The sequence below is a fragment of the Staphylococcus pseudoxylosus genome (assembly GCF_003697915.1).
Classification (GTDB): Bacteria; Bacillota; Bacilli; order Staphylococcales; family Staphylococcaceae; genus Staphylococcus; species Staphylococcus pseudoxylosus.
This window is the reverse complement of record NZ_RCVN01000001.1, coordinates 271,408-292,626: the sequence shown is the minus strand read 5'-3', so window position 1 is coordinate 292,626 and position 21,219 is coordinate 271,408. Positions and strand designations below refer to the sequence as shown.

The window sequence follows — 21,219 nt, the reverse complement described above, 5'->3', positions numbered from 1 at the left end:
AATTGAAAAAAGAAGTGAAAATTTTCAACGATGATTTTGAGGCAGTTTTAACTGATATACCTAAATTAAGATTTGCTGACTTTGAAGAAGAAGGTGTTGAAGTCAAAGCTAATACAACTGAAATCAATGGTACAGATGGTGTATTAATGGGACCGACTACGTTCGGTCCTTTTAATTTGATTTTAAATTTTCATTTTAAAGGTGTAGATAAAGAAGATTTAAGGTTGATGAAACAAAGGTTGAGAGAATTGCTATTTAGAAGAGAGCCATATTATGTGTGGCATTCAGATATGCCAGGCAAAAAATATGCTGTTTATTGTGAAGAAAACGGCAATGAAGATTTGACCAATTATTTCGCAACATTTCAAGTGACGTTTGTTGTTTTTAAGGGCTATTCAGAATCGTTAAAAGAAACAGATGAGTTTAGCTTATCTAGTGGAGATTGGCAGTTTGAAGGTGGCTTGTTAACTGATAATGAAATTAAATACAAACACGATACGACAAGCTTCAAAATCTACAATGGTTCTTCTGATATAATCAATCCGTTGTTAAGACATAAGTTTAAATTGTTGATTAATATAGATGCTCCTAAAGGTTTTAAAATATCAAACAAAACTACAGGTGATGTATTTGAGTATAAGAAAGCAATTAAAAGTAATCAAAAACTCATTATTAACGGCTTACATCCTTTTGTTAATGATAAACGTGTCGGTATTGATACTAATTGGCAATGGATTACATTAGCTAAGGGTTTTAATGATATAGAAATTACAGGAATGAACATAGGTGCAGTTAAAACTCAATGGATATTCCCATTTATATATAGGTAGGTGAATGAATTGAGAGACATGGTTTTAAAAAATAAAAAAGGTACATTCGGAGAAATCCTTGTAGATTATGATTTTGGTTCTTGGAAGCTTAATTATGAAAAAAATAATGAGCGATCAATTGATTTCACTATTTATAAAACCTATATGAATTCAGATTTATTCGATGCTTTATTAAATGAGATGTTAATAGTTTGGAAAGGCCAAGAATATGTTATTAAATCTACATCTATTAAATATGATGGAGTAATCGTATCTAATGATGTAACTGCTAAACATATTTTTATGGAATTTCAAAATCATTATATTCAAAAAGATTTAGAAAATGAAGAAATGAATAATGAAGAAACTACAGATGATGATAACAAACCAACAATGACACTTGAACAATACCTTGAATTTGGATTCAAAGGAAATAAGTTAGGATTTACTTATGAAATTAAAGGGAATTTCAATAATCGTGTTGCTATTGATGAATTAGGTAATAAAAATGGTATGGAATTTCTCACTGAAGGTGCAGAACTATTCAACTATATTTATTTCGCTGATAATAAGAAAATTTATATTTACGACGAAAAAACATTTTATCAAATGTCAGATATACCATTAATTTATAAATACAATTCAAGTGAAGTACAAGCTACAGTTACTACAACTGATATTAAAACTTATATTCAAGGTTATGGTAAAAAGAAAACAAAAACTGAAACAAAAAATTATAACCCAGTAAAACCACCTAATTTGAATTACAGTGGTAAATTTTTCAAAGAAGGTACTTGGCGTACACAAGAAGTAGGCGCAAGTTACTCGAAAGAATTTGATTGTAAGTGGGGAAATGAAACATTAACTTGGTCATTAAAGAAACTATCACGCGGTGGTTTATTAGATGTTTATATCGATAATGTGAAAATTGATAGATATAGTTGTTACAGCCATACTGCACGTACAGAATCAATTATTATTGCGCGTAATTTAAGTAAAGGCAAGCATACATTTAAAGCAGTGTTTATTGGTCCAGACCCTAATGTAAAAGAATATAAAACAGCACCAGTGATGTATGTAGGAACTGAAAAATCAACAACTTTAAATTTAACTGCAGTATTAAAAGGTAGTGATTTATATCATACCTATGCTGAATATAAATCACCTAATGCTGAAGAATTTGGATGGTCAGAAGCACCAACAGTTTTTGATGATAATGTTTTAGATAAAGCTGAATTGTTGGAAAAACTAAAAAATGAATTGAACGATGAACCTACTGTAGAAGTATCTACAAATTATTTAGGCTCTGTTGAAGAAAAACATTATTTGAAGAATGATGATATCCACGAAAATAGTGAGATACGTTTTATTCACCAACCACTTGGTTATAATTTAGATTTAAAAGTAGTGAAATTAACATATTCGCATCCACTAATAAATGAACCAGTAGAAGTAGATTTCAGTAATTCACCAACAGATATAATAAAAATACAACAAGGTGTTAGTAGGGATATTAAAAGAATGAATAATTTAGTTAAAGGCGGGTCACTTGGTGGTTCGTCTATTTCTATGCCCAGATTAGCATCAGATTCAATAGGGAGTGTATTAGTAGATGAATGAACCAACAGAAATTAAATATCCATTAGATGAAAATGGAGACCCTTATTTTGCAGCTACGCATGCAGAAGCTATAAGCAAACCCGAAAAATTATTTAATAGTTTAATTGATTATGGTGGATGGATTAAATTTACACCTATCAACGGCAAAGCAAATACAGAATTTAAAGCGTCTGGGGAAAATGGTTTTAATTGTTCATATAGAGTAATTGAAATTTTTGATATTAAGATTAAAACTGTACAACTTAATCTATCAAAAATTACGAATAATATGCTTATTCATAATTTGCCAGAAGGGTTTGCTAAAGAATCTCAATCGTGGCTAATTAGAACCGCAGGAACTAGGAACCCAGCAACAGTATCTTTAAGACCAAACGGTAGGTTAACGGTAGTTATACAGGCTGATGATCGTAACGATTGGAAAGATACTGATTATATCTATGGTTCATACACATGGATAGAGAAGGAGAACGAATAAATGAATATTAATTTAATAAAAGATTTAAACATTGCAATAGGACAAGATTTAAGAGGCCAATTAATTAGTAATTTTTATGCGATTCAAAAATATTATAATCATTATCAAGATGAGTTTAAACAACACCAAACAACACAAAAAAATGCACATAAAGCAAATCAAATCAGCTTTGGCAAGTGGAATTTAGATGATGAAGTAACATATAGAGGTGCACAAACATCTAATTTAGTATTGGGTGCTATTGGTGATGAAACACAAGAATTAAGAGACAGTAGAATTTCAGTTATTGGGGACAAAAAAGCTTTTCCAACACTATCTGAAAGGCTAAAAAATGATTTATTGTCTATGAATAATATTGTAAAAGAAACACAAAATAAAGTAACAACACTTCAAACAGATAAAGCACCAAACAATGCAACATATAAGAAAGAGATTTGGAAACAATTACCTCTTAAATTTCCAGACTATGAAGATATCGTTGTACTCACTGGTAATACGTATATTTTCCCACAATCTTTTGCGTTAGATGAACAGCGTAGAGAGATATTTGTGAACTATTCTGGAGGTCCAGTTATTGTAGACAATAGACGTTGGATTGTTGTATGGGATATGGACACATTGGAATATAAAAGTGTCTTTGCGGCAGGCAATGCCGGAGGTGAAGGTACAGTTATTAAGTACGAAAATGGAATTCGCTATATGTATGTTAAAACACGCAATCATGTACTAGGACGATTTAATATAGATAAAATACCTGAAAGAATGGCGCAATTAAAACCTCTAACTGAACATGATGTGAACGTGGAATGGCAGTTTAACTATAACAGTGGTATTTGGTATGTAACGACACCTACAGCATCTACTGGTGCTAAAGTTACTAAAACTGTATTCGAAATGTATAATGATGATTTTGAACGTGTAGGAACGGTGGCTTTTGATATTACTGATGGTGGTTTCTTTAACACAGACTATGCAAAAAAATTACCGAAACGTCAAGGTTTTGCAGTTGGCAACGGAAAAGTTTATTTCAATATGGGTGGTAATGTTAAAAAAGGAGACCCAAATTATTTAGGTTATCAAGGTAATAAAAAATTCAGTAACAACGGGACACTACTTGATGAATCATTAATATCTGGTCAAGGTTTTATTGACGTGTTAGAAGATAATGGTATTGGTTGCGATATTATCGAATCTGAAGGTATTCAAATAGGTGAAGACGGTTCTGTTTATACACTAACAGTACATCAAAGTAGACATATGGCTTCATCAGATAAGGAAGGGATTATTATTTTTAAAGATGAATCAACAAGTCCGGATGCAATAGATTTTAGCCGTGCTTCAGCTACAACACCATCTATGAACACAGCAAATTATGCAAATAGAAGTTTCCCTCGCTCTACAGATGGAGACATGTTTGACCCATTAAGTGGTACAAAATTAGACACAATGCAAAAAATACTTGATTTCATGAGTAATACGGACTTTCCTAGATTTGAATTTTATACATCAGCTGTTGAAGTTAAAGATCTAGACGGTAAATCATTTGAACCTACAAGAAAGATTGTTATTGAAAATGCGAATAACAAAACATTTGTTATGACTCTACAGGGCAATACAACAGCTTATACACATCAAAAATTCTATTATTGGCACTCAACAGATAAAGTTTGGAAAAACTATGATATGAAATATGGTTATCCTAGAGAAGATTTACCACTTGCAAGTGGGGTTGAATCATTCTATACAATGGCGCCATATATGAAAATTCTACCAGATGGTACAAAAATCATAGATGGTCAAGTTGACGGTGTGAGTAAATCTTTACCAGCTCGTATTGCAACATTACCACCAGAATACAGACCGAGAGTTAATAAACAATTTATTTGTGCATTATCTTCATCAAGTTATGGTGGATACGGCATCATAAAAATAAATGCTTCAACGGGTCATATAGAAGTGACATATACAACACAATCCGTAAGCTATATCAGCTTAAGTGGTATTTCGTACGATATATAGGAGGAATCAAACAATATGACGATGGATAAAGTAGCAAAAACAAATTTAGATGTCACAGCTTATTATCGCGACTTGAAAAAGCTAAATGTTGAATTCTACAACCAAGATATAAATACATCTAAATTGAAGTTTCAAATAACAAGAAATAAGCAACCAATGTTGTTAAGTGATATTAACGTTAATTCTCAAATCATTCTAGTTACATCTGATGGTAGTAAGAAAGTGGATAATCTGACATTTGAAGATGAAATAAACGGCGTTTTATCTTATACATTACCTAACGATGTTTTAGCACATGTGGGAGATGTGACAGGGGAGATATTTATTAATAGAAAAGGTTCTGATGACACCATTGTTGTTAGGACCTTTAAATTTTCTATTAAAGATGCCTTAGTTAATACCATATCAGCTGATACAAAATTAAGTTACATTAGAAAATTTGATGATTTAGAAGTTTTGATTAAAGAGCGTGTTTCAGAGATTCAAGAGTCAATAAAAAATCTTGATGATTATGTTACAAAAGTTAATAACGCTAAAGAAGACGCGTTACAAGCTATTGGTCTATCTAAAGATGAAGTGGAACTGATTATTGAAAATGGTAAAAGTGAAATTGAAGGCTTATTAACTAACGATACTTTTTTAAAAGTCGAAGATTTCGACCAGTACAAAACCAATATTGATAATCAAATGAAAGATTTTAAATATAATTTAGAAGAAAAAATCGAAGCTAAAGTCACTAAAGAAGATTATGAAAAAGAAGTAAATGATTTAAGAAACCAAATCAAAACTTATAAAGAAACTCACCATGATACAGGTTGGGTACCGTTTAACATTATTAATGGTGGGAGAACAAATCCGGCATACGGATATGATGGAGAGCGTAACGGCTTTGGGTGTTCTTATAGAGTTGTTACTCAAGGCAATGTTACAACTAAGTATTTAAGAGTGAATGCGGATAGTGTATCTCACAGTCAAATTATAGCGCAACTCCCTGAAGGTTTCGCTAAATACGTTGAAGTCGGATATATAAGAGCGCCATTAAAACACAATGGTACGAGTATTATTATCGAAACTAATGGCGAAGTAAAATTATATGTGGCTAATGAAGACGAGTGGGAAAATAGTGATAGTAAATATATATATGGCGAAATTAGTTGGATAGACTAGGAGTGAAACAATGTTTAAACAAGTATTTTTATATGATGGTACACCTTATTTAGCTTATGAAAACGAGAACGGTGAATATCAATACCCTAACGAAGATTTCACAGAAACAGCACCACCTGAGGGTATTTATAGTCCTTTTGAATTTGATGGGAACGAATGGATTGGTGCTACAAAAGAAGAATGGGAAGCAAATAATCCAAATAATGGTTATGAGCCAACAAATAATGAGTTACAAATTGCTAATACCCAAATGCAAGTAACTAAGATAGCCTCACAGCTTATTAAATCTCAAAAAGAGCAAGCAGGCGCAACACAAGAATTAACTAAAAAAGAGCAACGATTACAAGAAGCAGAGTTAGAACAAGCTGACGCAATGCTTGAAATTACAAAATTGAAAGGGAGTAATTAATATGTATCCAGGATTCGATTCTATCAAATATTTTTATGACATCAATTGTTACACAAATGAGGATATTCAAACATATGTAACATTAGATGCCATAGATAAAGAACAGTATGAAGAAATTACTGGTGAGGAATATCCAGAGTCGCAGGCTGAATAGCTTGTGACTTTTATTATAGAAAGTGGGAGGTTCAATGTTGAATGAAAGCGAACTAACTTATTGGATTGTCTTTACAGTTATACCCATGATAGTAACAGTTGTTGGGTTATTTCTTAAAGTAAGTAAAGACAAGAAAGATAATGAAAATAGAATTACACGTATAGAATCAGAGGTAGAAGATCATAACACTTCATTAAGAGATATCAAAGAAGAACAAAAACAACAACGTGAAGATACAAAGGTTATCTTAGAAGTTAGTTCAAAGATTGATAGTTTAAATACTCGTTTTGATAAATTCGAAGACCGATTTTATACCCATCAAAATAATCAATTATCTAAAAAGTAAGGTCATCACAGTACAGTGACGGCCTTTTTATATTAATTAGGAGGAATTATAAATGGAACAAATTATCGCATTTGCTGCAGTCATTGCAGTTATTACAGGAGCACTAACAGAAGTTATCAAACGTACAAAAAAAGTGCCTAAGAACTTTATACCATTAGTATCAATGGTCATTGGTTTAGTTATTGGAGGCGTTACGATATTCATTCCAGAAATTGTAAGTGAGTTATCGGTAGCGGGTCGATTACTAGCAGGATTAATAAGTGGACTTATGGCCACAGGTATTTGGGAAACATTCAAGAATAAGAATGGTAAAAATCCAAATAAACTCGGTGGAGGAGCCGAAGCAAAACAACCTAAAAAATAAAACTAATTAAGTCGACTTAACGGTCGGCTTTTTATTATGGAGGTATTTTTAAATGAAAAAACAAGAAGCCGTTAACTGGGCAGTAAAAAACATCGGTAAAAGTTTAACAGCTGGACAATCAAATGGGGCTCAATGTGCAACGTTTATCATAGAATTCTTAAAAGAACATTTTGATGTACACCCAACGGGTAATGCAGTTGATTTTATTGATTATAAATATCCGAAAGGATTCCAAGTCATTAAAAATACGAAAAAATTTATCCCACAAAAAGGAGATATTTTTGTATTAGATGATGGAAGCTATGGACATACAGGTATGATTACTAATGCGAATCAATACTTATTTGATAGTATTGACCAAAATTGGTATAACGCTTCAAATAATGGAAGTCCTGCAGCATTTATTCAAGATCATGTGTATGATGATTTTGTAGGTGTCATTCGTCCACCATATAAAGACGCAGAAAAGGGTGTTACTACAGAATCAACAAAAATAGAAACAATCAATCATTCTATTAATTATACAATGAATGAGCGTGTAGGTTCTATTGATGGTGTGGTTATTCACAATACAGCTGATAGTATTTCTGCTAAAGAGCAATATAATCGTTTGAGTAATGCATCTGTGGCTCGTTATGAGGGGGGCGTTGCTCATTATTATGGAGATAGAAAGACGATGTGGCGAGCTATAGATACATTCCGTATCGCATGGCATGTAGCGGATAGTTATGGTAACGGTCATTATTTAGGTTATGAAGTTTGTGATTCAATGCGTGCTAGCAATAAAGACTTTGTGAAAAACGAACAAGCTATATTTAAACAAGCAGCCATTGATATGTTGTATTATGGTTTAAAACCTAATAGAAAAACTGTGAAGCTGCACAATCAATTTGTAGCGACTGCCTGTCCACATAGAAGTATGGCATTACATGTTGATTTTGACCCTATTATTAATGGCGCACCTTCGACAGCCAAACAACATGAGATGCAAGATTACTTCATTAAAGAAATTACTAAATATTATAAAAATCCAACTTTAGATGTTGGTGTGCCAGATAATGTTACAGATGGTGTAACAATACCTACTGATAAGCAAAAGAAAAATCCAGTCAAAGATAAAGGTAAAAAAGTCGGTAATAAATGGCGTAGAAATCAACATAATATTTTGTGGAAAACTGAGAAAGGAACATTTACAGCAACAACTAATATCTATACAAGATATAATGGTCCGTGGACTGGTTGGGGAATTGCAGGCATGTTATATACTGGTCAATCTGTAAACTATGACGAAGTATACGACTTTGACGGTTATATTTGGATTGCATGGACTATAGACAGTGGTGCACGTGTTTATATGCCGATTGGAGATTCAAATGGAAATGGTAGTAGAATAGGAGATGCGTGGGGAACCTTTAGTTAAAAATTGTATGATAGAAATAGATAAGTTATATAATTTGAAAGCGTTAAATAACTTTAGTAACATAACTTATGGAACAAATTAAAATCTGTTCTAACGATTAACTTACTAGACACCTCTTTACGAGGTGTCTTTTTTTTGTGTTATAATATTGTGAAAGTTAAGTTGCTAAAGGAGTTTTCTTTATGGAAATTAAAAAACAATACGATAATAAAAACTTTTTTGAAAAATATTCTCAGATGCCCAGAAGTAACAAAGGATTAACAGGAGCAGGAGAATGGCATGAATTTAAAAAATTGTTGCCAGATTTTGAGGGGAAAGTTGTTTTAGATTTAGGTTGCGGTTATGGTTGGCATGCAAAATATGCAGCTGATCATGGTGCTAAAGAGGTAATAGCAATAGATTCATCTGAAAAAATGATAGAAGTTGCTAAAAAAACAAATTTTGATGATAAAATAACTTATGAAGTGGATGATATAGGGTCTTTAAATCTAAAAAGTGATTATTTTGATATAGTATTGAGCTCTTTAGTCTTGCATTATATAGAAGATTTAAATTCATTATTTAAAAATCTAGCGAACTCAATGAAAGATAATGGCTATTTCTTATTTACTGTAGAGCATCCTGTTTTTACAGCTGAAGGTTCACAAGATTGGGTTTATGACAAAAAAGGAAATATTAGTCATTTTCCAATTGATAATTACTTTAATGAAGGATTAAGAGAAAGTACATTTTTAAATGAAAATATTCAAAAATTTCATCATACGCTGACTTCATACTTTCAAGCATTAAAAGAAAGTCATTTCATTATCGACAGTTTAATTGAGCCTATGCCGCCAGAGGAAATGAGAGATTTACCAGAAATGGTTGGAGAAATGAGACGCCCAATGATGTTGATAATTAAATCGATACTAAATAAATAAAAATAATCGGTTCCAGTCCAGTGTGACTTTAGATGATTATAAAATTGATTACTTTAGCCCAGGACAGTTCCTTATCTATCTATTTATTATGAGGTGTTGAATCAACAATGAAAATAAAGTCGACAATCAAACGATTTGAAAGTTAAATTTATAGTGATAAAATAAGATTATGGTTGGAACATTCGTTTTAACTTAACCTTTTATTTGTGACGGGCACCTCTTTACAGGGGTGTCTTTTTTATGATATAAGTAATTTTAGCAATACTATTGCTAACAAACGCATGTATACCTTACTAAAAGAAGCAGGCTCTGCTTCTTTTTATTTAGCACTTGTAAATTATAGAATATTCTGATAATATAAATATTGTGAAGTTCTTTCCTTTCAAAAAGGTCTCTATATTATATCTCGGGCAGGCACTTATGTGTCTGTCTTTTTGTTTAATCTTTGAAATACATAGAATGTTCTGATAATATATACGTATATTCCTTTTCCTTTCTAATGAATTTCAAATGAATATTTTCAGGTGTCACTTTGGTGGCATCTTTTTTATTTTTTATGTTACACTATTAATTGTGCATACATACCATGCACAAACTCTTAAGCTCTAAACATGGTTAGTAGGCAGTCGTTAATTCGGCTGTCTTTTTTATGTTTAATTATAATTTGAACGAGGTAGAATATGTTTACATGCACTTTTCTTATTTACATTACCTATAATCAAACCATCCAAGCATGTCACTGGGTGGTTATTTTTTTGTTGATTTATACGAACAAACGTTCTATTATATTCATGAGGTGATAATATGGAACCAAATTTAGATTGGAGTAAAAATTTTCAAGAATTTCAAGATGTATTAAATTCTGGAATAAACCCTGAATGGCTATATAGTGCTAAAGCAAACATGCTTTTAAATCCTGCTTATACTGGAGAAGGCAAACAATTTTTCTTCACAAAAGATATTATAGAAGCTAGTAAAACAATTCCATTTTTTTGAGGTGATACTATGAAAGTAATAAACCCTAACGCACCAGATGAATATAAATATGAAACTGATTATCGTAAAATACCTAGAGAGTACCTTAATCCACGTATACCACAAGGGCGCGGCATGGTTAAGTGGAAAGCATTTAAGACACTGCCCGAACAATACGAGCAACTAGAACAATACATACAAGACCAAAATAAGATTGATAAGCCATCATTAAGCGACCACCAATTAAATGATTTAAACGATAAATTAATATTCAAAATGTATCATGAGCCTATAATTGAACTACGTTATTTTGTCGATGGATATATTAAAACTAAAGAAGGTTATATACACAAAGTGGATGTTCACACACAAACACTACATTTATATGAAGAAACTGGTTTAAGCAAAGTTAATTTGAAAGATATTGTGGAGATAAAATAAATTGAAAAAGGATAAGAAAAGGGTTGTTATATGCCAATTGGCATGGTATAATAGTATTATAAGGAGGTGAGGGAGTGAGGATAAAAATAAAAGCACCCAAAAGCTTTAAATTCTCGATAAAAGTCAATTTGGTCGTTGTACAATTCGAGATAGCTTTTGAGTACTAAACAGATGAGGGGTTCGCCCCTCTTCAATATAAATATAACATAATCCTCATTCTAAATAAATGAAACTAACTATTGATATTAGAAAAACAACAAAGAAAGAAAAAATTGAAGGTATAATAGCTTGGTTGTTATTCTTAATCACAATTATTGCACTAATTAAGTGGGTGTTTTAAATGAAAGACGTAATACAAAAACTATTAGATTCTGATATTTCTTCTTACAAAATTGGTAAGGAAACTGGTGTAAGTAATTCTATAATCCAAAGATTAAGAAACGGTGAAAGAACAATTGGAAATCTAACATTAGATACTGCAGAAAAACTATACGAATACGCAAAAGCCCACCTGTATTAAGTGGACTTTTTTGTTAAAATATTTTTGAAATGATTTGATAACTTTTCTAGTGAAGATGGATTTGAATATGTTGCATTATCTTTAGAATAGTAATAAACGTGTCTGTTTTTATAAGCTTTTTGATTCTTCCATAATTCAGATTTTGTAAAATCATTGGTTTCGACTTTACCAGAATCAGTTGGAATTAAGACATAATCCGCGGCGTATTTATTGTATTTTTCATACGGAACCTTTTTAAAGCCATTTTTAGCTAAGCCTTCCTTTGCTCCTTTCGGGAAAGGAAACTTATATTCTTGGTAAATTATTGGTGTTCCTCTACCGAAGTTTTCTCCGAAAATTGACAGTTGCTTTGGTTGAATTTCCATAACCGTAAATGTTTTATTTTTACCAATTTTTTGTTCGATAGCTTGTCCATCTTGGCGCAATTGATTTTCTAAATCTTTAATTTGATCTTTGGCTTTTTGTTCTTTGCCTAAAATTTTACCAATAGCTAAATGCATTTCTTTATATGAGTAATCTGTGTATTTGATAGGAATAGTCGGGGCTATCTTTTTATACTTTTTGATTTTAGTGTTAACATCGTAAGTTAAAATTAAATCGGGTTTTAATTTTGCAACGCTTTCTACATCTTCTGAACTAATACGTTTAGAGCCTTTTTCATTTACATATTTTGATTTTGGAAAGTCGGCGTCGATACCAACAGGTGTTACCCCAAGGTCTTTAAAGTTCCCTCCATTTGAGGTTAATACGACGATACGTTTTGGATTTTTTGGTATCTTAATTTTATCTCCTGATTTTGTTTCAAAGGTTTTTGTTTCCTTTGAATATGATGACTTGTTTTGTCCACATCCAGTGAGTACAAGTAATAAAGCTATAAATAAGACGATAGTTCTCTTCATAAAATCATTCCTTTTAGTATTTTAATTAATTATGAACTAATTGACATTTATTATCAATAGCGAAAGTGAAAAGCTCACCTAAATGAATAGGCGGGTATTTTTAAGGGCAAAAAAAGGGCAGATTAATTGAAAACTATTAAAAACTCATGGAATTAAAATAACACATGTTACCCAATGAACGCTGTTATATCAGTCTTTTTATAAACTTATAAAAACATGTAAAATCAATTGATTCAAAGCTCAGGCCTATCAATTCTTTAATTGTAAAAGTAAATTGAGTTTTATTTGTAATTTAAATATAACTAAAAAAGACCTGGACATTTATTAATCTAATGTCCAGGTCTTTTTATACATTAAAAATATAAAGTTTTTAAATATATCTGATATACTGTATATTATAAATTTTCTGGCTAATACACACCTTGTACAATGTAATGATGCATGCAATGATTAGCTAGGGAGGAGTGAAGTAATGAAGATACAGCCACCTAATATTAATGGTTATTTAGAAAAGAAAGATTTAACAGATGTATTTGATGAAGTTGATGATTTAATAGAATTAGCAGAAATCTCAAATTCATCACTGGAAGCAAACATATTAGATAGGTTGTTAATATACGGATCAACAATCAAAGATTGTAGTTTTGCTAATTCAGATTTAGGGCGTACAGATTTTACAGATGTTGTATTTGAAAACTGCGATTTTTCTAATTCTCAGATGGATTATGGGACGATTCATAGGGTTACTTTTAAAAATTGTAGAATGACAGGAACCTTATTCAAAAACATGAGATTAAGTCATATTACATTTGAAGAAGTAAAAGCAAATTTTATAAATTTAGTAGAATCGAAAATTGACGCATTTAGAATCAATACAAGTGATTTAGAAAATGCTGAATTTCATAATACATTGCTTAAAAACGTGGAATTTTTAAACGCTAATCTAAATCATATGTCAATCTATCAAACGTCATTAAAAAGTTGTGATATAAGTAAATCGTTTTTTGGACATATCACTGTTGGAAAAGATGATTTAATAGGGTGTAAAGTATCGAGTGAACAAGCTATTCAAATTGCTAAGTTAAATGGCATCGTTGTCGTTGACTAAATATAAAGAAATAAAATAGTGATAATACATATTTATTTTAAAAACCGTCAAATTTAATTGAATCACTGTGATAATTGATTTATCATTTAAGAAAGTAACTGAAATGATGTGAACGTGATAAAGGAGAACATTTCAAATGAAAGCAAATATCTTTGAGCAAAAAGTGAAAAAGCAATTATGGTTTTTAAACAAAAAAGAGAAAAATAAATTAGATGAAGTGTTATCTAAAACAGTTGATTTAAATGAAAGCGATCAATTAAATCGTCCAGTTGCATTCTCAAATCAATTTTTGAAGGAATATATTTTTAAAGAAAAAGTCGTTTCAAGTACGCAATTATTCGCATTATTATTAGGCATTTTAGGTACGTATATCGTACTTATTGGTTTGTTCTTGTTCGGTTTTTTAACAAGTTTGACTTCAGTACAATATTTCATAAAGCCAGAAGTCGAGCTATCAACAGTTACTGTTGTATTAACTTTGGTGGGAGCCTTGCTATTAGTTATAGTCAGTCTATACATGATAAAAGTAGTAACAGGATATTTTACTAAAAAATTATTGGAATATAAGCACAATAAAACTTTATAACGATGAAACTAGCTTAAAAGGTGAGAAAGTGTTAAACTTTCTTGCCATTTTTTATATATAAAAATATAAGGGGCATCTACAGTGATAAATGTACCATTATCAAAATAAATGATTGTGGATGAACCTTTGGATTTTAATCCGTTAATAGTACAAGCATTGATATAATATTGTATCGGGGAACGTTGAGGTTTTACAGGGAATATTGTAGTTTGATAATCAATATAAATAGGTACTAACTTCTTAATCTTTAATATTCGTTTAGACTGTTCAAGCTGTACTTTATGTGAACGTTGATATTTTTCTAAAATGTAGTTAATAGTTTGATTAATTGGAGATGGGTATATAAATTGATGCGTAGTGAATTGGCATATTGTAAGTATTTCAGGCCCTATTGCCGTTTTGAAATACAATATTTTAGTTAAATTAGACATGAATATTTCACCTCATTTATTAAGATAATAATTTTTATACTTGATTTTGACTCTTTTTTGATAATTTTTTAATGTGGAAATTGAACAATGTAATGCTTTAGCTAACTCTTTTTGCTTATAGCCAGCTAATTTTAATTGTAGCCAAAGTTGTTCTTTTTCTGATAAATGGGAAAGAAAATTATCATACAAGAGTCGAGCATCATCAAAAGGGGCATTATTGTTAGGAAGGTTATCTAATTCAAATATGTTATATGTCTCAATAATATGTTGTGAACGAAAAAGATCGATAATAAAGAAATTGAGACGATGATATAAAAAAGAATTTAAAGAAGATTTTTGAGGGGTGTAAACTTTTGATAATTCCCACATTTTTATCGTAAGTAATTGTACATATTCATCATTATTGTACTTAATATTATATTTTTTTAGAAGAAAATAGATAATGTGCTTGGAATTTTTATATAATTCATCAAAGTTCATTGTTAAACTCCATCGTTGTATATACAACATAAATTTCCGGATAGATTTATTTTATTGTGAAAAATAATAAATTTCATTTGCTAAATAGTAACATAAGGTGTTAAATAGAAGTCATAAGGTAGATAAATTTAAGTTTTATAACATTAAGGCGTATTCAACTTAAAGATATAACATTTAGAGATAAATATTATCTTCGGACAATTATCAGGAGGTTTGTATGGATTACGCACATTTAAATTTAGAACATTTTTTTGCGAAACATAATGATTTAGATATAATTAAAGATAAATCAGACTTTGTTATGATTAATAATATGACAAACGAAATGATGTATCGAGATGGTGAAATAGAAGGTGCAATAGATTTGAACCGTTATTATTATAAAAATAGATCTCAAGCAGCAAGTTTTATCATAATGGAATATCGTAAAAGTCAAGAGTAATGAAATTAAGATTTCATTACTTTTTTTATGAATATGTGACAACAATCAGATTAAATTGTACGATTAAGTATTTAGTGTTAAACTTTATTATCAGATAGTCTCAATAGTAGTATTACATAAGATTAAAGAGGCTCCATTCCTAATTATTACCTAAGAGGTGTGAACATGACGAAGCATAAAAAGGGCTCTATATTATCAATTATTGGTTTATTGATAATCTTAGGTGTAGCTGTTGTTGTTGTCTTTTCAATGATATCAGATCAAATCTTTTTTAAAGATGTAAACGAACAAGAAAAAGTTGAAAATTTAAAAGTTACTTTAGATAAAGCATCTAAAAAGCAAATTGATAACTACACAAGCCAACAAGTTTCAAGTAAAGATAATAAAAGTTGGAGAGATGCATCATCTACTGAGATAAAAGCCGCAATGAATAGTAGTGAGTTTATAGAGAGTGACACTCAAAAATACCAATTTTTAGAGTTGGATAAATACCAAGGCATTGATGAAAACAGAATTAAACGTATGTTAATTGATAATCCAATATTATTAAAACATTCAGATGACTTTATACAAGCAGCAAAAAATAAACATGTAAATGAAGTTTATTTGATTTCTCATGCGTTACTAGAAACAGGATCAGCTAAGAGTGAACTTGCAAGTGGTGTAGAAATTGATGGAAAGAAATATTATAACTTTTTTGGGGTCGGTGCACTAGATGAAGATCCAATTAAAACAGGATCAGAATATGCCAAGAAACATGGTTGGGACACACCCGAAAAAGCCATAAGTGGTGGTGCAAACTTTATTCATGATCACTTTTTATCAAATAAAGACCAGAACACACTTTATAGCATGAGATGGAATCCTAAAAATCCTGGTGAACATCAATACGCTACTGACATTAAATGGGCTGAAAGTAATGCAAGCTTAATGGCCAATTTCTATAATGATATGAAAACAGAAGGTAAGTATTATAAATACTTTGTTTATAAAGATGATGAAAAGCATAAAGCGCAATAAATAACCATGTACCAAGCATATGGTTTATCCTGTCAATGAAGTGTTAACTTTGTTGGCAGTTTTTTTAATTGTTGTTATCATAATTTATTGATTTGTAAATGTATAACCATGTAGTTTTGGACATAACACTGTTAAGAATTGTGTGGGGATAGGTGTTGGTTGGTCATTTAGAAAGGCTGGTTTTCAATTTCAGTTTCAATGTCTATAAGAAAAAGCCAAGCGTCAACTGACGCTTGGCTTTTTAACATTTTATAATCGCTATTAATAAGAGATGTCCTAATTTATTTAGCTTTATTTTTTTGACTAATAAGAATAAATAACATAAGCGTTGAGATAAATACTTTAAAAATAAATTTCATAGTGTCACTTCCTACTTAAGATTGTTTAAATTAATTGAGACTGATAAATATTTTAATATTTATCTACTTTTCGTCAAAATAATGATGTTTTTTTAAGAATGTTTCGGCTACAACTGCTGGTTCTTTTCCTTTACCATCAGCTTCATAATTTAATTTTTGCATTTGTTCTGTACTAATTTTATCATCAAGTTTCGAGATTGCTTTTTTAATTTGTGGGTGTTCTTTGAGTAACTTATTTGGAGCAACTGCACTGGCATCATATGGTGGAAAGAAATTTTTGTCATCTTTTAATACAACTAAATCATATGCAGCTATTCTTCCATCTGTTGTATAGCCTAATGCCACATCTAATTTATTATTTTTTAACGCATCATACACAAGACCGATTTGCATAGGTTTAAGTGAATTAAAACCGAAGCCATAGTGCTTTTGGAAAGGCGCGTATCCATCCCCGCCACGCTTAATCCAAGTAGTATCTGTTCCAACATTGACTTTATCTTTAATTTTTTTCAAATCTGAAACAGTTTGTAGATTATATTTTTCTGCGGTTTCTTTTGTGACCATAAATGCAAATGTGTTTTCGAAACCATAAGAATTAAAAAATGTTTGATTAAACTTTTGGTTAAATAATTTTTTAGTAATCGTCATAGCTTTACTTGTATCTGTAATAGGTTCTTGTTCAAGTACACCAACTAAATCTGTGCCGGTGTAACGAGTGCTTGATATATCAGCATCGCCATTCATTAACGCATTGTGTTGTATTGTGGCTGATCCTAAATTGTTGATGATAGTGCCAGATGTTTCACCCTTTGTATCATGTTCAATAAGTTCTTTTAACATATAAGCCATAATTTGAGATTCACTAGTAGCTAAAGCTGATATTTTAACAGTGTTTTTTGCTTGGCCACCACCTAAACCTGGCAAATCGCAACTAGCTAGTAAAAAGGTACTTGCTAAAATGAAAAATAAAAATCTTTTTAAATGTTTCATTATTGAACTCCTTATATATATTAAAAAAACTATTATTGCAATATATTAAGATTAACACACTTAGCAAAACATTATAACACTGCTTGATAAAATAGTAGTAGACCATTAATGTGTAATATACACTAAAGGACTGGTATAATGAGGACAAATAATCTTAGTAAGGAAGTGTACTATGAGAATTGCCATCATTGGAATGGGCACTGCAGGTGTCACGCTTTTAAAAGAATTAGTGAAAAGTGAGTCTTTTTCTAAAATGAATATTGATGTATATGACAATCCTATAAATATGGGTCAGGGTGTTCCCTTTCAAAATGACAGTGCAGAATTATTGATCAACCTACCGGCAGCACAAATGTCTTTGAATTTAGATAACCATAGAGAGTTTTATGAATGGTATGAAATGCAATCTACATTTAAATTTTCAAATCCAGAATACTTGCCAAGATTTATATTTGGTCATTATATGAAAGATTATTTACAGAAGTTTAACCATGATTACGACAATATACATACAATCAAAGAAGAAGTTAATGAAGTATTTATTGAGTCAGAAATAGGGCAAACAGATGTGACATATTGTGTTTGTACTTCTAATGAAATAGAAAATTGTAAACAGTATGATATTGTCTTTTTGACTATTGGTACTCTGTCATACCATGATCCATATGGCTTAAAGGGGATACGCGGTTATATTAAAACACCATATCCGACCTATAATACATTAGACGATGTACAAGATTTCGATGACATCGCTATTATAGGTACAGGATTAGCAAGCTTAGATGTCATTCGTTATGTAACGGCACATCATCCTAAACTACCCATTACTGTTGCTAGTCGAAAAGGGCGATTGCCAAGTGTGAGAGGTGAGATGCCTGATATCGACTTTGAATATGTAACACCAGAAAATTTTAATGAGATAAAGCGCAAGCATTTTGGCAATGTACCTTTAGATGAGGCGATAAAGTTATTTTTGAAAGATTGTGCATTGCATCATATTGATGTCGAAACGTTAGTCCATCGTAGCCAAGATGATCCAATTAAAGATTTAACTTATGATTTAGAACATGCTGATGAATTAGGGAAGTTACAAAGTATACTTGAATTAGCGAAAGAAAATTTAAATTGGATTTGGAATAGTTTAAGTAGAGAGGACCAAAAAAGATTTTTAACTAATTATCAGCCTATATTAAAAGAGAATTCAAACCCGATGCCGCCTCAAACAGCACGATTATTAATTGATCACATTAACCATGGCACGATTAAAATTAAGCGTGATTTAGAGGATGTTCAATATGATGATAATAAGTTCAACTTTAAATATAAAGATGCGTCAGTAGAACGGTTTGATATTGTAATTAATGCTACAGGATCAAAGACACAACTTGCAGATTTAGATGGTGATGACCAACTCGTCTTAAATCTCGAGAACAGACAGGTTGTACAAGCGCATCCACTTGGTGGGATTCAAATTGTTGCCGAAACCAATCAAATTATAAGCCCTCGCTATGGCACACTAAAACACATGTATGCGCTCGGCCAATTAACAAATGGAATTAACCAATCACGTAATGGCGTTATGATGATTGTAAAACAAGCTGTTAATGTGGTTGACCATTTGTTAAGTACAAAATAAAGGTGTTTACTATTTTGGGATAAATGACACAATGATAGATGATCTAACTAAGTTGTGAGTTAACCGATTTATAGTTTTTTATTATTTTTTCTGGCATTCACGCTTTAATCTCTTGGTTATAATTAATTTGTTTATGTTTAAAATTATAATAATGTAAAGCATAGCAAAAAAAATAAAGCCGACTTAGGTAATAAGAATTGTCATTTTCTCAAAAGTGTAGTACCATTATTTTGTAACTTATTCAAAGTTACCTGACTCAATCATCGAATACAATTTCATAAATATTCTTTCGGGGCAGGGTGAAATTCCCAACCGGCAGTAAATTAAGCCTGCGACCTGCATTTGTTGAAGCAAATGTGGCTGATCTAGTGAAACTCTAGAGCCGACAGTAAAGTCTGGATGGGAGAAAGAATGAAGTATAACTTGAAAATAGCACTTTTTAAGTGTTTATTTAGCATACACTTTTATTTGAATATGTATAAGTGTGTATTTTACTATTGCTAAAAATGTTATATCAATATATATCCCGCACCTGAAATGTTAAGTTCAGGTGTTTTTTTATTTTTTAGAGGTGATAAAATGAGTCATTATTTGAATTACGCTATTCAATTAGCAAAAATGGTAGAAGGTCAGACGGGTTTAAACCCACCAGTTGGATCTGTAGTAGTAAATGATGGTCGTATTGTTGGCATGGGAGCCCATTTGCAAAAAGGTGGCAAACATGCTGAAGTACAAGCTTTAGATATGGCCCAAGACAATGCACGAGGAGGAACTATATATATTTCGCTAGAGCCATGTACGCATTATGGTTCGACGCCACCATGTGTAAATAAAATCATTGAAGCGGGTATTAAAAAGGTTGTCTATGCAGTTAAAGACACAACATTGCCCTCTGAAGGTGATGACATATTAGAACAGGCTGGTGTCGAAGTGATATTCCGTCCTCAATCAGAGGCAGAATCACTATATAGAGATTTCTTTATAGCTAAGAATGAATCCATACCTGAAGTTACAGTTAAAGTCTCTTGTAGTCTTGATGGTAAACAAGCCACTGATAAAGGCGAAAGTAAATGGATTACTAATAAAGCAGTAAAAAATGATGTATTTCAGCTTCGTCATAAACACGATGCAGTCTTGACAGGTAAAGGCACGATACATGCAGATAATCCACAATACACTACACGTATTGAAGAAGGTAAGCATCCTATAAAAGTCATCTTATCTAAAACTGGTGAAATTGATTTTAATTTAGATATTTTTCAGTTAAGAAATGAACCAATATGGATTTATACTCAAAACAAAAATTTAAAAACAAATATTGAACATGTAGAAATCATAGAATTAACTAATTGTTCAATTGAAAATATATTAAAAGATTTGTATCAAAGAGGGATTGGAAGTGTGCTAGTAGAGGCAGGGCCCGCAGTGACTTCTGAATTTCTTCAATCTAAATTTACGAACGAACTAATATTATATTACGCCCCGAAAATGATAGGTGGTTCTGGTAGTTATCAATTTTTCCAAAGTGAAAGTATTTTTAATCTATCAGAAACATCACAGTTTGAAATTGTAAATTCACAAATGCTTGAGCAAAATATCAAATTAGAGTTACGAAAGAAGTGATTGTCG

At 31.1% G+C, this 21,219-nt stretch carries 24 protein-coding genes and 1 riboswitch; of the genes, 20 read left to right on the top strand and 4 right to left on the bottom strand.

Annotated features, from left to right (window positions below; translation table 11 throughout):
* The first annotated feature begins 2 nt into the window (after window positions 1-2).
* From D9V42_RS01390 to D9V42_RS01325, 14 genes are all read left to right on the top strand, one after another.
* Window positions 3-830: a phage tail family protein gene (locus D9V42_RS01390; RefSeq protein WP_233665204.1), complete on the top strand. Its 828-nt coding sequence runs from the start codon at window positions 3-5 to the stop codon at window positions 828-830.
* 9 nt (window positions 831-839) lie between these two features.
* Window positions 840-2,429: a prophage endopeptidase tail family protein gene (locus D9V42_RS01385; protein ID WP_122062613.1), complete on the top strand. Its 1,590-nt coding sequence runs from the start codon at window positions 840-842 to the stop codon at window positions 2,427-2,429.
* Window positions 2,422-2,904 carry a hypothetical protein gene (locus D9V42_RS01380; protein ID WP_122062611.1) on the top strand — a complete coding sequence of 161 codons (483 nt, stop codon included), beginning with the start codon at window positions 2,422-2,424 and terminating at the stop codon, window positions 2,902-2,904. Before D9V42_RS01385 ends, D9V42_RS01380 begins: the two co-directional genes overlap by 8 nt.
* Entirely contained in the window at window positions 2,905-4,923 is a 2,019-nt protein-coding gene (locus D9V42_RS01375; protein WP_122062609.1) for a hypothetical protein, read from the top strand.
* A gap of 15 nt (window positions 4,924-4,938) precedes the next feature.
* Entirely contained in the window at window positions 4,939-6,090 is a 1,152-nt protein-coding gene (locus D9V42_RS01370; RefSeq protein WP_122062607.1) for a BppU family phage baseplate upper protein, read from the top strand.
* A 10-nt stretch (window positions 6,091-6,100) separates the two neighbouring features.
* Window positions 6,101-6,499 carry a hypothetical protein gene (locus D9V42_RS01365; RefSeq protein ID WP_122062605.1) on the top strand — a complete coding sequence of 133 codons (399 nt, stop codon included), beginning with the start codon at window positions 6,101-6,103 and terminating at the stop codon, window positions 6,497-6,499.
* Between the two features lies 1 nt (window position 6,500).
* The gene (locus D9V42_RS01360) at window positions 6,501-6,653 is read left to right on the top strand and encodes an XkdX family protein (RefSeq protein WP_122062603.1); all 153 of its coding nucleotides are present in this window, start codon (window positions 6,501-6,503) and stop codon (window positions 6,651-6,653) included.
* 37 nt (window positions 6,654-6,690) lie between these two features.
* Entirely contained in the window at window positions 6,691-6,999 is a 309-nt protein-coding gene (locus D9V42_RS01355; protein ID WP_142401615.1) for a DUF7365 family protein, read from the top strand.
* A gap of 52 nt (window positions 7,000-7,051) precedes the next feature.
* Window positions 7,052-7,363 (top strand): holin, encoded by a 312-nt coding sequence (locus D9V42_RS01350; RefSeq protein ID WP_122062601.1) that lies wholly within the window; start codon window positions 7,052-7,054, stop codon window positions 7,361-7,363.
* A 52-nt stretch (window positions 7,364-7,415) separates the two neighbouring features.
* Complete coding sequence (locus tag D9V42_RS01345) at window positions 7,416-8,783, top strand: SH3 domain-containing protein (RefSeq protein WP_122062599.1); 1,368 nt, start codon at window positions 7,416-7,418, stop codon at window positions 8,781-8,783.
* 182 nt (window positions 8,784-8,965) lie between these two features.
* Window positions 8,966-9,703, top strand: coding sequence for a class I SAM-dependent methyltransferase (locus tag D9V42_RS01340; RefSeq protein WP_122062597.1), 738 nt, complete (start codon window positions 8,966-8,968; stop codon window positions 9,701-9,703).
* An 804-nt stretch (window positions 9,704-10,507) separates the two neighbouring features.
* Window positions 10,508-10,699 (top strand): hypothetical protein, encoded by a 192-nt coding sequence (locus D9V42_RS01335; protein WP_039068234.1) that lies wholly within the window; start codon window positions 10,508-10,510, stop codon window positions 10,697-10,699.
* 9 nt (window positions 10,700-10,708) lie between these two features.
* The gene (locus D9V42_RS01330; protein ID WP_122062595.1) at window positions 10,709-11,119 is read left to right on the top strand and encodes a YolD-like family protein; all 411 of its coding nucleotides are present in this window, start codon (window positions 10,709-10,711) and stop codon (window positions 11,117-11,119) included.
* Window positions 11,120-11,459: 340 nt separating this feature from the next.
* The gene (locus tag D9V42_RS01325; protein WP_122062593.1) at window positions 11,460-11,639 is read left to right on the top strand and encodes a hypothetical protein; all 180 of its coding nucleotides are present in this window, start codon (window positions 11,460-11,462) and stop codon (window positions 11,637-11,639) included.
* Here the strand turns inward: D9V42_RS01325 and D9V42_RS01320 are convergent.
* The gene (locus D9V42_RS01320) at window positions 11,636-12,538 is read right to left on the bottom strand and encodes an ABC transporter substrate-binding protein (RefSeq protein ID WP_122062591.1); all 903 of its coding nucleotides are present in this window, start codon (window positions 12,536-12,538) and stop codon (window positions 11,636-11,638) included. The two genes, D9V42_RS01325 and D9V42_RS01320, sit on opposite strands and share 4 nt — an antisense overlap.
* 472 nt (window positions 12,539-13,010) lie before the next feature.
* On the opposite strand from D9V42_RS01320, the gene D9V42_RS01315 reads away from it, so the two are divergent.
* Together D9V42_RS01315 and D9V42_RS01310 are read left to right on the top strand one after the other, a co-directional pair.
* Window positions 13,011-13,646, top strand: coding sequence for a pentapeptide repeat-containing protein (locus D9V42_RS01315; protein ID WP_122062589.1), 636 nt, complete (start codon window positions 13,011-13,013; stop codon window positions 13,644-13,646).
* A 136-nt stretch (window positions 13,647-13,782) separates the two neighbouring features.
* Window positions 13,783-14,232: a hypothetical protein gene (locus D9V42_RS01310; protein ID WP_107556371.1), complete on the top strand. Its 450-nt coding sequence runs from the start codon at window positions 13,783-13,785 to the stop codon at window positions 14,230-14,232.
* Between the two features lie 8 nt (window positions 14,233-14,240).
* On the opposite strand, the gene D9V42_RS01305 is transcribed toward D9V42_RS01310, so the two are convergent.
* Together D9V42_RS01305 and D9V42_RS01300 are read right to left on the bottom strand one after the other, a co-directional pair.
* Window positions 14,241-14,663 (bottom strand): competence protein ComK, encoded by a 423-nt coding sequence (locus D9V42_RS01305; RefSeq protein ID WP_107556372.1) that lies wholly within the window; start codon window positions 14,661-14,663, stop codon window positions 14,241-14,243.
* A gap of 12 nt (window positions 14,664-14,675) precedes the next feature.
* Window positions 14,676-15,143, bottom strand: a complete 468-nt coding sequence (locus tag D9V42_RS01300; RefSeq protein WP_122062587.1) for a sigma-70 family RNA polymerase sigma factor — start codon at window positions 15,141-15,143, stop codon at window positions 14,676-14,678.
* A gap of 217 nt (window positions 15,144-15,360) precedes the next feature.
* Between D9V42_RS01300 and D9V42_RS01295 the strand changes: the two genes are divergently transcribed.
* Both D9V42_RS01295 and sagB read left to right on the top strand, forming a co-directional pair.
* Complete coding sequence (locus D9V42_RS01295; RefSeq protein WP_017722196.1) at window positions 15,361-15,585, top strand: hypothetical protein; 225 nt, start codon at window positions 15,361-15,363, stop codon at window positions 15,583-15,585.
* Between the two features lie 165 nt (window positions 15,586-15,750).
* Complete coding sequence (gene sagB / locus D9V42_RS01290; RefSeq protein WP_122062586.1) at window positions 15,751-16,605, top strand: peptidoglycan release complex glucosaminidase SagB; 855 nt, start codon at window positions 15,751-15,753, stop codon at window positions 16,603-16,605.
* A 422-nt stretch (window positions 16,606-17,027) separates the two neighbouring features.
* Here the strand turns inward: sagB and D9V42_RS01285 are convergent, their stop codons facing one another.
* Complete coding sequence (locus tag D9V42_RS01285; protein WP_122062584.1) at window positions 17,028-17,954, bottom strand: osmoprotectant ABC transporter substrate-binding protein; 927 nt, start codon at window positions 17,952-17,954, stop codon at window positions 17,028-17,030.
* 172 nt (window positions 17,955-18,126) lie between these two features.
* On the opposite strand from D9V42_RS01285, the gene D9V42_RS01280 reads away from it, so the two are divergent.
* Entirely contained in the window at window positions 18,127-19,590 is a 1,464-nt protein-coding gene (locus D9V42_RS01280) for an FAD/NAD(P)-binding protein (protein WP_122062582.1), read from the top strand.
* A gap of 281 nt (window positions 19,591-19,871) precedes the next feature.
* Window positions 19,872-20,005: riboswitch (FMN riboswitch) on the top strand.
* Between the two features lie 164 nt (window positions 20,006-20,169).
* Entirely contained in the window at window positions 20,170-21,213 is a 1,044-nt protein-coding gene (gene ribD, locus D9V42_RS01275) for a bifunctional diaminohydroxyphosphoribosylaminopyrimidine deaminase/5-amino-6-(5-phosphoribosylamino)uracil reductase RibD (protein WP_122062580.1), read from the top strand.
* Window positions 21,214-21,219 lie beyond the last annotated feature (6 nt).